General features: G+C 42.6%; 15 protein-coding genes. 5 read left to right on the top strand and 10 right to left on the bottom strand.

Features of this window, described 5'->3' with window-relative positions; genetic code table 11:
- Positions 1 to 102: 102 nt before the first annotated feature.
- Both PSF42_RS11210 and mqo read left to right on the top strand, forming a co-directional pair.
- On the top strand, positions 103 to 492 hold the full coding sequence (locus PSF42_RS11210; protein WP_125890693.1) for a cupin domain-containing protein: 390 nt from the start codon (positions 103 to 105) through the stop codon (positions 490 to 492).
- 8 nt (positions 493 to 500) lie between these two features.
- On the top strand, positions 501 to 1,994 hold the full coding sequence (gene mqo / locus PSF42_RS11205) for a malate dehydrogenase (quinone) (RefSeq protein ID WP_125890694.1): 1,494 nt from the start codon (positions 501 to 503) through the stop codon (positions 1,992 to 1,994).
- A 44-nt stretch (positions 1,995 to 2,038) separates the two neighbouring features.
- Here the strand turns inward: mqo and cysQ are convergent, their stop codons facing one another.
- Positions 2,039 to 2,779 (bottom strand): 3'(2'),5'-bisphosphate nucleotidase CysQ, encoded by a 741-nt coding sequence (gene cysQ, locus PSF42_RS11200; RefSeq protein ID WP_272680030.1) that lies wholly within the window; start codon positions 2,777 to 2,779, stop codon positions 2,039 to 2,041.
- A 124-nt stretch (positions 2,780 to 2,903) separates the two neighbouring features.
- Positions 2,904 to 3,524 (bottom strand): peptidylprolyl isomerase, encoded by a 621-nt coding sequence (locus PSF42_RS11195; protein ID WP_125890696.1) that lies wholly within the window; start codon positions 3,522 to 3,524, stop codon positions 2,904 to 2,906.
- 218 nt (positions 3,525 to 3,742) lie between these two features.
- Here PSF42_RS11195 and PSF42_RS11190 point away from each other — a divergent pair, with 218 nt between their 5' ends.
- Together PSF42_RS11190 and PSF42_RS11185 are read left to right on the top strand one after the other, a co-directional pair.
- On the top strand, positions 3,743 to 4,342 hold the full coding sequence (locus tag PSF42_RS11190) for a LysM-like peptidoglycan-binding domain-containing protein (RefSeq protein ID WP_125890697.1): 600 nt from the start codon (positions 3,743 to 3,745) through the stop codon (positions 4,340 to 4,342).
- Between the two features lie 132 nt (positions 4,343 to 4,474).
- The gene (locus PSF42_RS11185) at positions 4,475 to 5,224 is read left to right on the top strand and encodes a CDP-diacylglycerol diphosphatase (protein ID WP_272680029.1); all 750 of its coding nucleotides are present in this window, start codon (positions 4,475 to 4,477) and stop codon (positions 5,222 to 5,224) included.
- A 90-nt stretch (positions 5,225 to 5,314) separates the two neighbouring features.
- Here the strand turns inward: PSF42_RS11185 and rplI are convergent, their stop codons facing one another.
- The 7 genes from rplI to nsrR all read right to left on the bottom strand — a co-directional run bounded on the left by rplI (position 5,315) and on the right by nsrR (position 10,678).
- Positions 5,315 to 5,764, bottom strand: a complete 450-nt coding sequence (gene rplI / locus PSF42_RS11180) for a 50S ribosomal protein L9 (RefSeq protein WP_125890699.1) — start codon at positions 5,762 to 5,764, stop codon at positions 5,315 to 5,317.
- A gap of 38 nt (positions 5,765 to 5,802) precedes the next feature.
- Positions 5,803 to 6,030, bottom strand: coding sequence for a 30S ribosomal protein S18 (gene rpsR, locus PSF42_RS11175; RefSeq protein WP_000135199.1), 228 nt, complete (start codon positions 6,028 to 6,030; stop codon positions 5,803 to 5,805).
- Positions 6,031 to 6,034: 4 nt separating this feature from the next.
- Complete coding sequence (gene priB, locus PSF42_RS11170) at positions 6,035 to 6,352, bottom strand: primosomal replication protein N (RefSeq protein ID WP_125890700.1); 318 nt, start codon at positions 6,350 to 6,352, stop codon at positions 6,035 to 6,037.
- 8 nt (positions 6,353 to 6,360) lie between these two features.
- Positions 6,361 to 6,756 carry a 30S ribosomal protein S6 gene (rpsF, locus tag PSF42_RS11165; RefSeq protein WP_125890732.1) on the bottom strand — a complete coding sequence of 132 codons (396 nt, stop codon included), beginning with the start codon at positions 6,754 to 6,756 and terminating at the stop codon, positions 6,361 to 6,363.
- A 156-nt stretch (positions 6,757 to 6,912) separates the two neighbouring features.
- Positions 6,913 to 7,662, bottom strand: coding sequence for a 23S rRNA (guanosine(2251)-2'-O)-methyltransferase RlmB (rlmB, locus tag PSF42_RS11160; protein WP_125890701.1), 750 nt, complete (start codon positions 7,660 to 7,662; stop codon positions 6,913 to 6,915).
- Between the two features lie 88 nt (positions 7,663 to 7,750).
- Positions 7,751 to 10,213 carry a ribonuclease R gene (rnr, locus tag PSF42_RS11155; RefSeq protein WP_272680028.1) on the bottom strand — a complete coding sequence of 821 codons (2,463 nt, stop codon included), beginning with the start codon at positions 10,211 to 10,213 and terminating at the stop codon, positions 7,751 to 7,753.
- Positions 10,214 to 10,255: 42 nt separating this feature from the next.
- Positions 10,256 to 10,678, bottom strand: a complete 423-nt coding sequence (nsrR, locus tag PSF42_RS11150; RefSeq protein ID WP_125890703.1) for a nitric oxide-sensing transcriptional repressor NsrR — start codon at positions 10,676 to 10,678, stop codon at positions 10,256 to 10,258.
- Positions 10,679 to 11,179: 501 nt separating this feature from the next.
- On the opposite strand from nsrR, the gene PSF42_RS11145 reads away from it, so the two are divergent.
- Positions 11,180 to 12,382 (top strand): mechanosensitive ion channel family protein, encoded by a 1,203-nt coding sequence (locus tag PSF42_RS11145; RefSeq protein WP_272680027.1) that lies wholly within the window; start codon positions 11,180 to 11,182, stop codon positions 12,380 to 12,382.
- 106 nt (positions 12,383 to 12,488) lie between these two features.
- On the opposite strand, the gene PSF42_RS11140 is transcribed toward PSF42_RS11145, so the two are convergent.
- Entirely contained in the window at positions 12,489 to 13,787 is a 1,299-nt protein-coding gene (locus PSF42_RS11140) for an adenylosuccinate synthase (protein ID WP_125890705.1), read from the bottom strand.
- Positions 13,788 to 13,851 lie beyond the last annotated feature (64 nt).

The raw sequence follows: 13,851 nt of genomic DNA, 5'->3' as shown, positions 1-13,851 counted from the left end.
TATTAATTTTATTTATCATCACTTTAAGAGTCTTATTTTTGCATCCAATAAATATCAAATAATTGTTATATATTACAGTCAGTGATTAAGGAGCTAAATAAAATGATACGCTGCGTTCGTATGTGGACAGGAGAAGATGGGAATTCTCTTTTTGAAGAAGGCACTCTTGAGCTCAATAATGTCACAGGTGGAGATAGCCAGACCTCCCCCATTGCAGTTAGCGAGCTGACCTTCCGTGAAACAGTTTCCGGTGGCTCTTTTGATTGGCATCAAGACCCAGTCCCTCGTTATGTCATTACCCTTTCAGGCACTTTAGAATTCGAAACTAAAGATGGCTCTAAATTTATCATCAATCCAGGTGATATTTTACTGGCACAAGATAATACCGGAACCGGCCATAAATGGCGGCTTATTGGTGATGAACCTTGGCGTCGTGCTTATGTTGTCTACCAAGAAGGCACCGACCTTAGCTTCACTCCAACACAAAAATAGAGGCCATCATGAATAAACCGATTGCTGAAAATGTCGATATAGCCCTCATTGGCGCAGGGATCATGAGTGCAACACTGGGTACATTTCTCAAAGAACTTGAGCCATCACTGACGATCGCCGTTTTTGAAAGGCTAAACGACTGTGCTCAAGAAAGTTCCCACCCGTGGAACAATGCGGGAACAGGGCATGCTGCAAACTGTGAAATGAACTACACACCACCAAACCCAGATGGTACGGTGGATATTAGTAAAGCGCTTGAAGTTAATACAGAATTCGACCTCTCTCGCCAGCTCTGGTCTTACCTAGTCACCAAAGGAAAAATTAAAGATCCACGTGACTTTATTCACCCATGCCCACACATGAGCTTTGTTTGGGGTGAAGACAATGTAAAATTCTTAAAACAGCGCTACCAGCAGATGTCTGCTCACCACTGTTACCACAACATGGAATACAGTGATGATCCAAAACAGATCAACGAATGGGCGCCACTGATCATGGAAGGCCGCGACCCTAAAGAAGCAATTGCAGTCACCCGTGTTAATACAGGCGCTGATGTCGATTACGGTGCGCTAACGCATTTATTAATCGCACAATTAAGCGAACAATCCGGTTTTTCTATTCACTATAAACATGAAGTCATTGATGTTAAAAAAACCGCCGATGGCAGATGGAATATTGAAGTTAAAAACCTTCTGACCCATGAAAAAACGATCACTTCCGCAAAGTTTGTGTTCGTGGGTGCAGGTGGTCGGGCGATCGAGTTACTACAAAAATCGGGGATCCCAGAAGGAAAAGGGTATGGTGGGTTTCCCGTCAGTGGGATCTGGTTGCGATGCGATAACGAAGAAATTGCCTCTCGCCACCACGCTAAAGTTTATGGTAAAGCAGACAAAGGCTCACCACCAATGTCTGTTCCACACTTAGACACACGCATTATTGGGGGGAAACGCTCTCTCTTATTCGGGCCTTATGCCGGTTTTTCGAGTAAATTCCTTAAGCACGGCTCGTATTTAGACCTGTTTGAATCGGTGAAATTGAATAACCTTGAACCAATGCTTGCAGTAGCGAAAGATAACTGGTCACTTGCAGAATACTTAGTAGGCCAAGTCCTGCAAACATCTGCTCACCAATTTGCCATGCTGCAACAATTCTACCCAGAAGCTCAGCATGAGGATTGGAAAGAGGTGGTTGCAGGGCAACGAGTACAAATTATTAAACCTGACCATGATAAAAAAGGGGTCTTAGAGTTTGGTACAGAATTGATTACCAGTGCGGATAAATCATTTACTGTATTAATGGGTGCATCTCCAGGGGCATCGACAGCGGCATTTATTGCATTAAATGTATTAAAAACTTGTTTTGATGAGCAACTCAAGGCCGATGGCTGGGAAGCACGCTTAAAAGAGATCATTCCAACCTATGGAATTGATTTAAAAACGGATGCAAAAGCCTGTTTAGATATTCGTACTGCGACTGCTAAAGTTCTAAAACTAGATAATTAGTAACTAATTAGGTTGGGAAATAACTTCCCAACCTTTATTAAGGTTTAGAATAGAATCACCCGAAAGCCTGGGTTCAAAAAAGACTCCTTCGGTGTGTAATCAAGCGTTTTCCCATTCCAATCAACCACTTTAGCACCTGCAGCAATCGCAATCGCATGTCCAGCCGCGGTGTCCCAAATATTCGTCGGCCCAAAACGTGGATAAAGCTGCGCTTTTCCTTCTGCGACTAAACAGAACTTGAGTGAAGACCCAATTTCGACTGTTGTGTGTTCACCCATTTGTTTTAAATAATCCATTAATTCACTATCTTGATGGGAACGGCTAATAACAATAACCGGTGGTTTAGCATCATTTACATGAATAAGTTGCTTATGACCACCTTCTTCCTTCCATGCCTGATTGCCTTCAGCGTAATACAGCAACCCTTTGGCCGGGGCATATACCACCCCCATTATTGGCACACCATTCTCGATAAGTGCGATGTTAACCGTAAAATCCCCATTACGATTAATAAATTCTTTCGTTCCATCCAATGGGTCAATCAACCAATAACGTTGCCAATTCTGCCTAATTGGCCATTCTGGCGGGTCTTCCTCGGACAATTGCGGGATATCAGGAGCAATACGAGCAAGACCCGCAGTGATCACATTGTGGGCGGCAATATCAGCCTCGGTAACAGGCGAATTATCACTTTTGTGTTCAACCTGTAAAGGTTCTTGCGCATTATACGTTTCCATAACCGCATAACCCGCTTCTTGAGCTAATTCGCAAATTTGCTGTAGCATATTATTCACCTCTCTGATAACCCTTTACAGCAAGAGTAGCAATTGTGTGAAATTAACGCCATAAAAAAAGCCCCAAAGTCCAAAGACAATGAAGCTTTTTAGCTGTGAATTAAACTAACAGAAATTATAAAATTTCAAGTAATTCAACTTCAAATACTAATGTGCTGAATGGCGGGATTGATGCACCTGCGCCACGCTCACCATAAGCTAATTGATGAGGAATATATAATTCCCATTTAGAACCAACAGGCATCAGGGTCAATGCTTCAATCCAACCCGGGATAACACCGCTTACAGGAAACTCTGCTGGCTGCCCACGCTGTACTGAGCTATCAAACACAGAGCCATCAATTAAACGGCCTGTATAGTGAACACGAACGCGATCTGTACGTGAAGGAATAGCACCATCACCTTGGTTAACGACTGAAAATTGTAAGCCAGACTCAGTCGTTGAAACACCATCACGCTTTTGGTTTTCATCTAGGAATTTTTGGCCTTCTTCCGCTAATGCTGCCTGACGCTCAACACGAACGGCATCTGCACGCTCATGAATTTCACGCAGTGCTTTATGCAATGTTTCAACAGGCACTGATGGCATATTGCCTTCTAAAGCGTCAACGAGGCCGGCTAAAATTGCATTTGGCACTAAACCTTCTAGCCCTGACTCTAATAATTGCTGCCCAACCTGTAGACCTATGCCATAACTCGCTTGAGCTTCTACCGAATCGAAATTTTGGTTTGCCATGAAAACACCCATATGATTTTGAGAAAAACCAAGAATAGCAGCCCCATCCTTATGGGTAAACCCAAACAATGAATCTAAAGAATAAAACTGATTGATTCCCGACAAATTTATTCAGTGTTCTCTGAAAAATTCAGCCAAACGCTAAAAATGTCTAAAAAGGGTGCTAGTATGCGTATAAATACAGCCTAATTTACTCATTGCCTCATCAAGGAGGAGTGATGCTTAAACTTTCAAAATTTCATCGCTATGGCATTGCACTGCTCGCCCTAATTGTTGTGGTCGCTTTCTTTTGGCCTGCTAGCGATAAGTCCCCTAGCGATATTGTCCAAAACCAGCCTATTGTCATTCCTCCACCCACAGCTCCTGAGGTCATGCCTGAACCTACGGTTACACCACCAATACCTGAACCAGTACCGGCACCTGAAGGTAATCCCCCACTTTTACCTACTGAGCCTGAAATTATCCCAGAGCCTATTGAGCCTGAGCCCAATCAGCCTCCGGCGGTGACTTCACCAGAGAACACGCCAGAGCCCAAAGCTCCCCGTCCTTCCGCTAATGAATGGCAAAGCTACCAAGTACAAAAAGGGAAAACGCTTGCGCAACTGTTCCGCGATAATAACTTACAAGCCAATGACGCTTTTATTATGGCTCGCGTTGAAGGTGCCGAAAAACCACTGAGTAATTTGCGCCAAGGGCAAAAAATTCGTTTAAAGGCGAACAAAAAAGGTGAAATTCAATTGCTAGAAACAACTGCATCTGATGGGAAAACATATAGTTTCGCGCGGTTAAGTGATGGCAGTTACTACCGGACTCCGTAGTCATTTTAGGGTGGCTTGCGTCAGAGCTGCCCTAAAACTTTGTCTGAATCATCGCTATATGCATTGATTTTTACCTAGCAACGAATAACTAATATTGTCTTTCACTACAATGCTAGGTAACTGAAAATTATTATGTTAATAAAAAAATGGATTAACGCTTTTTTAGGTACTGTTTTATTATTACTTACCGCTATTATTGGCTATGTTTCATGGGTTAAACTCAATTCAAATGCACTTTGGAACATGATAAATGAACAATGTATACCACCGCAGCAAGCTGCGCTATCTTGTCTAAAAGTCGATAGAGATCAACAGTATGTGCTGTTTAAAGATAAAAAAGGGCCATTACACAACTTAATTATCCCAATGGAAAAAATCACAGGGATAGAATCCGCACGATTACTTGAGCGAAATATACCAGACTATTTTGATATTGCTTGGCAAGAACGGAAAAGCGTGTCGTCACAAGCGAACATCTCAATTTCTGATGATTTGCTCGCTGTTGCAGTGAATTCCCAATATGGCCGCTCCCAAGACCAACTGCATATCCATATTGCGTGTTTGAAACCTGAAATTAGTCAACAACTTAATCAAGTTTCATCGGAGATAACAACCGGCTGGGCTAAGTTATCAACTGAACTGATCGGCCATCACTATTTAGCCAAGAAACTCCAAAAATCCCCTGCCAAATTCGATAATGCATTTAATCAGCTCAATGAATACGTTGTAAAACATCATGATGAAATGGGCAATTATGGCCTAGTGATGGTGCAGCTGAAAGACGGTTCAAAGGTGCTGCTCGCAAACCGTTTTAGCATATGGGATTTGAATTTAGGTTCAGCGGGGGAATTACTCGACTACGAATGCTTGGCAAATCAATAAACTAAATACCAGAAAACAAAAAACACCGGACTTAGCCGGTGTTTTTATTTGCACCATGGATAACCCAATGATGCATATCATCATTATTGATTACTCAGCAACGATGATAACGTTCAGCTCTGCGAAAACATCGCTGTGTAACTGGAAGTGAACTTCATGGTCACCAGTAGTACGCAGAACGCCGTTTGGCAGGCGAACTTCGCTTTTCGCAACTTGAACGCCAGCCGCAGTAATTGCGTCAGCGATGTCACGAGTACCGATTGAACCGAACAGTTTACCTTCGTCACCAGCTTTAGAAGCTAAAGTCACAGAACCCAGAGCAGTAACAGCTGCTGCACGAGCCTGTGCTGCTGCTAGAACTTCAGCTAATTTAGCTTCCAGTTCAGCGCGGCGTGCTTCGAAGAATTCGATGTTTTTCTTAGTCGCAGGAACAGCTTTGCCCTGTGGAACTAAGAAGTTACGAGCATAGCCCGATTTAACGTTAACCTGATCACCCAGGCTACCTAGGTTAGCTACTTTATCAAGCAGAATAACTTGCATTACCTTATCCTCTATTAGTCGTTAATGGACTGTACCAATTACTGATGACGATCAGTATATGGTAACAGAGACAGGTAGCGAGCGCGCTTGATAGCACGAGCGAGCTGACGCTGATATTTTGCACGAGTACCAGTGATACGGCTTGGTACAATTTTACCACTTTCAGTGATGTAGTTTTTCAGCGTTGCGATATCTTTATAGTCGATCTCTTGAACGCCTTCCGCTGTGAAACGGCAGAACTTGCGACGACGGAAATAACGTGCCATATGGCTAGTCTCCAGAATCTATCAAATCAATCTGCTCGGCATGGAGGACTATCTTGCTGACCCCATTACGCCCTTGATGGGTACTAATGAAACCGCTTACTGTAATCCAACTGCCGACCGTTATACTGTGAGTATGGGCTTGTAAGGTTTGTCCGCTGGCAATAATGGGCATTCTGCACCATGCTTGCCTAGACAACCCCGCTTCCTGTTGTTGTGAACGATGTTCTAAAACAAACTGGCAGTGAGGAATGCCTGACGGACTCACTTTTCGAATCAATGCTTTACAGACTGTGCCTGTCAGCACCAAACGATTAGTGGTCACCTGCGCAATTACTCTTCAGAATCCCCAGCTTCTTCAGCTTCTTCTTCCTGATATTCATCAGACATGTCACGGCCACGACGTTCGTCTTTAGCTTTGACCATTGGAGAAGCTTCAGTTACTGCGTGTTTTAAGCGCATAACCATGCTGCGGATAACGGCATCGTTGAAGCGGAAGTTAGTTTCCAGCTCATCAATCGCTTCCTGTGGAGCTTCTACGTTCAGAAGAACATAGTGTGCTTTGTGCAGTTTGTTGATTGGGTAAGCCAGTTGACGACGGCCCCAGTCTTCCAGACGGTGGATCTGACCTTGTGCGTTAGTGATAACAGCACTGTAACGCTCGATCATGCCCGGAACCTGTTCGCTTTGGTCAGGATGGACCATAAAAACGATTTCGTAATGACGCATTAGTAGTTGCTCCTTACGGATTATTAGCCTCCTGTCTGGGTTAACCGCGGCCCGCGGAGGCAAGGAACTTGTTGAGTGCGGCTAAAAAATTGACGCGTAACTATACCCATCCCTGAGATAAAACTCAAGAGATGGATACCGTTTTACACTAAAATATTATTTTTCTGCGGAAACGGATAAGCGTTGACGCACGGCTTCAAATAAACAAACCCCTGTCGCCACTGACACATTCAATGATGACACCGAGCCTGCCATAGGAATACTGATTAACTCATCACAGTGTTCACGCGTTAAACGACGCATACCTTCGCCTTCAGCCCCCATCACTAGCGCTATCGGGCCCGTTAGTTTGCTTTGATATACGTTATGGTCAGCTTCACCTGCCGTTCCCACAATCCATACATTATATTCTTGTAGCAAACGCAATGTCCTTGCTAGATTCGTCACGCGAATAAGAGGAACATTTTCTGCCGCACCACAAGCCACTTTTTTCGCGGTCGCATTGAGCTGGGCAGATTTATCTTTCGGGACAATCACAGCATGAACACCTGCTGCGTCAGCACTACGTAAGCACGCACCTAAGTTATGTGGATCTGTCACGCCGTCCAATACCAATAAAAATGGCGAGGGTGTGCTTTCCAGCAAATCAGGCAAGTCACCTTCTTGATATTGTTTTCCCGGTAATACTTTCGCAATAATACCTTGGTGAACTGCGCCTTCGGTTTGGCTATCCATCCATTGACGATTTGCCACTTGAACGACAATCCCTAGCGCTTCAATTTCGTGCACCAGCGGCATTAAGCGGCGATCTTCACGGCCTTTTAGAATATAGACTTCTTTAATGCGTTGCGGTGAACGCTCAAGTAAGGCTTTCACTGCGTGAATGCCATAAATCATTTCGCTCATAAATTTCTTATTTATTAATATAAATAGTAAAGTGGCGTATTAACGCCACTTTGGTTAATCACTATGGTTAATAACTACAGCAAAAACATTATCCCTCTTGTTTTTGGGATTTTTTTGCAACGCGTTTAGCTTTTAATTTTGCTGTAATTTTACGCGTTTTATCAGAGGGCTTTTTGCCTTTTCCTTTCGCCTCTGATTTGGCCTCGGCTTTTTTTCCTTTTTTCTCGGAACGACGAAATGCAGAATCAGGCTCGAAGTTTTTATCTTTGCTCACATCGGATTTTCGACGAGCAGAACGTGTCGCATTTTTTACTTCTTGCTTCATTTTGTCCCGAGCAGTTTTGCCTGGGTTTTTCGCTTTACGGGTGGTTGAAATTAATGCGAAATCAATGGTGCGCTCATCCATATGCACCGCTTCAACGCGAATTTCAACTTCATCACCAAGACGGTAAGTCGTACCTGATGATTCACCAATTAAACGCTGACCAACTGCATCATAACGGTAGTAGTCATTATCCAACGTTGAAATATGCACTAAACCATCAATAAATAAATCATTAAGGCGCACAAAGAAGCCAAAACCGGTCACACTGGTAATTAAACCTGTAAAGGTTTGGCCAACTTGGTCTTGCATAAAATCACATTTCAGCCAGTCAGCCACATCACGCGTCGCTTCATCAGCACGGCGTTCAGTCATTGAACAGTGCTCACCCAGCTGTAACATGCTGTCCATGTCTGAATGCCAACCACCGGTTTCTGTCCAGCGCTTATCTCCATGGCCATGCTCTTTAGCCAGCAAATATTTTATTCCACGGTGTAACGTCAGGTCAGGGTAACGACGAATTGGCGATGTAAAGTGAGCATACGATTTCAAGCCTAAACCAAAGTGACCGCGGTTTTCAGGATCATAAATCGCTTGCTTCATCGAACGTAAAATCATAGTTTGCAGTAATTCATGATCGGGGCGTTCAGCCACTTCATTCATGACTTGCGCATAATCTTTTGGTTCTGGCTTCATTCCGCCCGGCAGAGTCAGGCCTAATTCACTGAATACTGAGCGTAAATTCATCACGCTTTCTTCTTTAGGGCGGTCATGCACACGGTACAACGCAGGCTCTTCGTTTTTCTCAACAAACCGAGCCGCTGCAATGTTAGCTAAAATCATGCATTCTTCAATCAATTTATGTGCATCATTTCGCTCTACAGGTTCGATACTTTCAATACGGCGTTCTGCGTTAAAAATAAATTTCGCTTCTTCGGATTCAAAAGAAATCGCACCACGTTCAATACGTGCAGCATCAAGTGCTTTATATAATTGATGCAAATGCTCAATATGTGGCACTAATGTTTTATAGTGCTCACGCAGTTCTTCGTCTCCTTCCAAGATTTTCCATACTTTTGTATAGGTTAACCTTGCATGCGAATTCATAACCGCTTCATAAAACTTATATGAAGAAAGCTTCCCGGAAGCCGACACCGTCATTTCACATACCATACATAGGCGGTCAACACCTGGGTTAAGTGAGCACAGGCCGTTCGATAGGACTTCCGGTAGCATAGGAACAACTTGAGATGGGAAATATACCGAGTTACCACGGCTACGGGCTTCTGTATCCAGTGCCGTTTGCTGGCGAACATAATAGCTTACATCTGCAATCGCAACCCATAAGCGCCATCCCCCACCTTTTTTCGGTGCGCAGTGAACGGCATCATCAAAGTCGCGAGCATCTTCACCATCGATAGTTACCAATGGTAGATCGCGTAAATCCATACGCCCTTTTTTCGCAGACTCAGGGACATGCTCACTCAGGTCAGCGACTTGCTTTTCAACCTGTGGTGGCCATGAATGTGGGATTTCATGAGTACGTAAAGCGATTTCAACCGCCATACCCGTTCCCATGGTTTCGCCTAATACTTCAATGATATTCCCCACCGCTTGAGAACGACGCTGTGGACGAGTCACTAACTCTACAACTACAACATTCCCCATGCGAGCGCCACAAATGCGGTCTTTTGGGATCAAAATATCAAAGCTTAAACGGCTATCATCCGGTACGACAAACCCCATACCCGATTCGATAAAATAGCGACCAACAATTTGGTTATTCCGTGGTTCTAATACACGAACAACCCGAACTTCTGTACGTCCTTTACGATCTTGCCCATAAGGTTGCGCAAGAATAACATCGCCATGCAGGGCGCGTTTCATTTCATCTTGAGATAAATAGTAATCTTCTTTTTTACCATCGACGCGCAGGAAGCCGTAGCCATCACGGTGGCCAATGACTTTCCCTTTTAATAAATCTAAACGCTCCGGTAATGCATAACACTGACGGCGAGTAAAAACTAATTGCCCATCACGTTCCATCGCTCTTAGTCGACGGCGTAAGGCTTCTAATTCATCTTCTGTCGATAAATTTAATAACTGTGCGATTTCTTCGCGATTGGCAGGCGCTGTACGTTTTGAGATAAGATCAAGAATATATTCTCGACTTGGAATTGGGGACTCGTATTTTTCTGCTTCTCTTTCCTGAAAAGGATCTTGTGACATCGTTACCTCCGTTGTCATCAGAATTCATAACTACCGCAAATGCTAATCGAGCAGTAGTTGATAGAGCGGGCTGTTGTCTTTCACCATGTCCGCCAGCGTGTATTGATCAAGTTCTTGTAAAAACTGCTGTATTGCTTGGTGTAGCACACCTTTTAAACGACACGCAGGTGTAATGTGGCAAAACTCGCCACTACAATTAACAAGGGTTAGGGGCTCTAGTGATCTAACGACATCCCCTATACGGATAGATTCTGCTGGTTGGCCTAGTGTGATCCCGCCATTTTTGCCTCGAGTGGCTTTAATATAACCAAGATGACTGAGCTGATTAATAATCTTAACCATATGATTACGAGAGACACCATAAACTTCAGTGACTTCTGTGATACTGGTCATTTTCCCTTCTGGGAGAGATGCCAAATAGATCAACGCACGTAATCCATAGTCTGTAAAACTTGTTAGCTGCACAATCACCTCAAAATTTTTTGGCTAAGCCAATCGCTATCTCATCATATCTGTCTTAATAATCTCAAATTATAGACAAATTACTTTCTATCTTTTTGTCTTAGGCCAATATTTAGGAACAAGATAGTGAAATTTACTGAGACTAATTTCGCCTCAATTTGACATCACAAGATAGCATTTTATTAGCGTTTAGCTTATCTACTCTACAAAGAAAAAGCAGTTCTATCATGGAGTAACCAAATGACCTGTTACCGTTATAGGGTATTTATTGCTCAACCTTTCTGCTATACATTTACAACAAATAATATCAAAGAACAATCGAACACATAATAGCACATATTTTTTGGCGACTCGTGTTTCTTGAGCTTACTCCTCTTTATCTATACTGTTTAAAAAGGTTTATAAAGAAATAGCCACTGACTTATCACTTTTAACATCAAATCTTTTTATTTGATTCGCTATACAATAAAGAGCCAGTATCATAAAGAGGTGACTTAGGGGAATATGGAACAAATCATTGAAATATATAATGATATATCAGAAAACACTTTCTTAATGGCCTCTTTTCTAGTCATCATATTGCTATTAACGTGGTTTGTAGGAAAAGTCATTTTTTTACGGGTTGCGAGAAGGTTATTACCATTATTCACGAATTTAAGTGACGATGAGTTAATTGATGGCATCGCTCGAAAAATTGCATCGATCGTCGCGGTAACGCTTGTACTTTATATCAACCAGATGCTGCCTTCCCTTTCTGATGAAGTAAACATTACGTTTAAAACTATCTGTTGGGCACTGATTATTATTAATGTTGCCGCATTAGTAAACGATGGCTTAGATGTGTTTATTATCCGTCAGTCAAAAAAAATATTACATCGTAATAATTCGATAAAAGGCTATATCGAAATAGCGAAAATTATTGTTTGGATAATTTCCTTTATCTTAATTATTGCGCTGATGACCGAACAGTCCCCGATCATTATTATTTCCAGCTTCGGTGCTATCGCTGCAGTATTAATGTTTGTATTTCAGCACACGCTATTATCGTTTGTAGCCAATATATTAGTATCAAATGGAAAAGTGTTAAAACTGTATGATTGGATTGAGCTCCCAAGCAGTAATATCAGTGGTGAAGTCATCGATATCGCGCTACATACTATTACGGTTAGAAATTGGGATAACACCATTTCACGCATTCCAACTAAAGATTTTTTGACTGAAAAATATACCAACTGGCAGCCCATGTTTTCCTCAGGAGGCCGCCGCATCAAACGTAGCTTTTATATTGATCAATCGTCAATTTCCTTTGCGACAGAAGATCTCTTTAATGAATTAAAAAATACCCCTCCCTTACGTCAAAGCATAGAAAGCATGTTAGAAGAACGAAGTGAAATTGAGGATATAAATGAATGGATGATAAATAATGGTGTCACTAACCTACAGCTGTTTAGAAAATACATTCTGAATTGGATAAAGCTGCGTGGCGATGTCAGAACGGATATGTATTTGGTGATACGAACAATGCCACCGACACCAAATGGATTACCTGTTGAAATTTATTGTTTTACACGCTCAACCACTTGGGTTGATTATGAAGAGGTTCAATCCGAAATTTTTGAGTATGTTAATGCATCTGCCAACTACTTTAAGCTACGAATTTATCAACACCCAGCAGGAAGTGATATCGCTAATTTAAAATACCATTAGCCTATAACAAAAAACACCGAACAAATCGGTGTTTTTTCATCTAATTAAAATACTTGCTAATACATACTATGAGCAGGCTACTAGCAGTACCTAATCAGCCATTAGGCTATACGTCAAACGGGTCACGTAGAACCATGGTTTCTGAACGATCTGGGCCCGTTGAAATAATATCAACTGGAATACCCGTTAGTTCTTCAACGCGTTTGATGTAATCCAGAGCGGCCTGTGGCAATAATTCTCTTTGTTTCACACCAAAAGTCGTTTCTTTCCAACCTGGCATTGATTCATAAACTGGCTCTAAACCATCCCACTCATCTGCAGCTAAAGGGGTTGTTTCAAGCACTTTGCCATCTGGACGACGGTAACCTACGCAAATTTTAACTTCTTCTAAACCGTCTAAAACATCCAGTTTAGTCATGCAGAAACCTGACAGTGAGTTAATTTGCACTGCTCGATTGATCGCAACGATATCTAACCAACCAGTACGACGTTTACGGCCAGTAGTTGCACCAAATTCTTGGCCTTTTTCACGCAGGAATTCACCCACTTCGTCAAACAGTTCAGTTGGGAATGGACCTGCACCAACACGTGTTGAGTAAGCTTTGATGATACCCAATACGTAGTTGACATAACGAGGACCTAAGCCAGAACCTGTCGCCACACCGCCAGCAGTCGTATTTGAAGAGGTTACATAAGGATACGTACCGTGGTCGATATCTAATAATGTCCCTTGTGCGCCTTCAAACATCACGAATTCATTCTTCTGACTTGCTTTATAGAGCAGATCAGAAACATCAATGACCATGCCAGTCAGGATATCAGCCACAGCCATGATATCATCTAACGTTTTTTGGTAATCTACAGCAGGTTCTTTATAGTAATGAACAAGTTGGAAGTTATGGTATTCAACGATTTCTTTTAATTTTTCTGCGAACGTTGCTTTATCGAATAAATCACCAACGCGTAAACCACGACGAGCAACTTTATCTTCATAAGCAGGACCAATACCACGACCTGTTGTTCCAATCGCTTTGGAACCACGTGCTTTTTCACGCGCATTATCTAGTGCGATATGATAAGGCAGGATCAGTGGGCATGCTTCAGAAAGACGTAAACGTTCCCGAACAGGAACACCGCGGTCTTCCAATTCTTTCATCTCTTTCATTAATGCGTCTGGCGCTAAAACGACGCCATTAGCAATAATACTGATGACATTTTCACGAAGAATACCGGATGGAATTAAGTGGAGAACGGTTTTTTCACCGTTTACAACAAGAGTATGGCCAGCATTATGGCCGCCCTGATAGCGAACTACGTATTTAGCACGCTCTGTCAGCAAGTCAACGATCTTGCCCTTCCCTTCGTCACCCCATTGGGTGCCCAGTACGACAACGTTCTTACCCATTTTGAAATACACTCGGTTGCTTAAAAATGAATTCTACCATCAAAAATGAACTGTTCCAGTGATA

Source organism: Providencia sp. PROV032 (genome assembly GCF_028484875.1).
GTDB lineage: Bacteria > Pseudomonadota > Gammaproteobacteria > Enterobacterales > Enterobacteriaceae > Providencia > Providencia rettgeri_E.
This window is presented reverse-complemented; position numbering and strand designations above follow the sequence as displayed.

Excerpts from the sequence above, each read along its gene's own strand:
- cysQ (WP_272680030.1), bottom strand. The coding sequence starts at position 2,779 with ATGCTACAGCAAATTTGCGAATTAGCTCAAGAAGCGGGTTATGCGGTT.
- rplI (WP_125890699.1), bottom strand. The coding sequence starts at position 5,764 with ATGCAAGTTATTCTGCTTGATAAAGTAGCTAACCTAGGTAGCCTGGGT.
- rpsR (WP_000135199.1), bottom strand. The coding sequence starts at position 6,030 with ATGGCACGTTATTTCCGTCGTCGCAAGTTCTGCCGTTTCACAGCGGAA.
- rpsF (WP_125890732.1), bottom strand. The coding sequence starts at position 6,756 with ATGCGTCATTACGAAATCGTTTTTATGGTCCATCCTGACCAAAGCGAA.
- PSF42_RS11185 (WP_272680029.1), top strand. The coding sequence starts at position 4,475 with ATGTTAATAAAAAAATGGATTAACGCTTTTTTAGGTACTGTTTTATTA.
- PSF42_RS11145 (WP_272680027.1), top strand. The coding sequence starts at position 11,180 with ATGGAACAAATCATTGAAATATATAATGATATATCAGAAAACACTTTC.
- mqo (WP_125890694.1), top strand. The coding sequence starts at position 501 with ATGAATAAACCGATTGCTGAAAATGTCGATATAGCCCTCATTGGCGCA.
- rlmB (WP_125890701.1), bottom strand. The coding sequence starts at position 7,662 with ATGAGCGAAATGATTTATGGCATTCACGCAGTGAAAGCCTTACTTGAG.
- PSF42_RS11140 (WP_125890705.1), bottom strand. The coding sequence starts at position 13,787 with ATGGGTAAGAACGTTGTCGTACTGGGCACCCAATGGGGTGACGAAGGG.
- PSF42_RS11195 (WP_125890696.1), bottom strand. The coding sequence starts at position 3,524 with ATGGCAAACCAAAATTTCGATTCGGTAGAAGCTCAAGCGAGTTATGGC.
- PSF42_RS11210 (WP_125890693.1), top strand. The coding sequence starts at position 103 with ATGATACGCTGCGTTCGTATGTGGACAGGAGAAGATGGGAATTCTCTT.
- PSF42_RS11190 (WP_125890697.1), top strand. The coding sequence starts at position 3,743 with ATGCTTAAACTTTCAAAATTTCATCGCTATGGCATTGCACTGCTCGCC.
- rnr (WP_272680028.1), bottom strand. The coding sequence starts at position 10,213 with ATGTCACAAGATCCTTTTCAGGAAAGAGAAGCAGAAAAATACGAGTCC.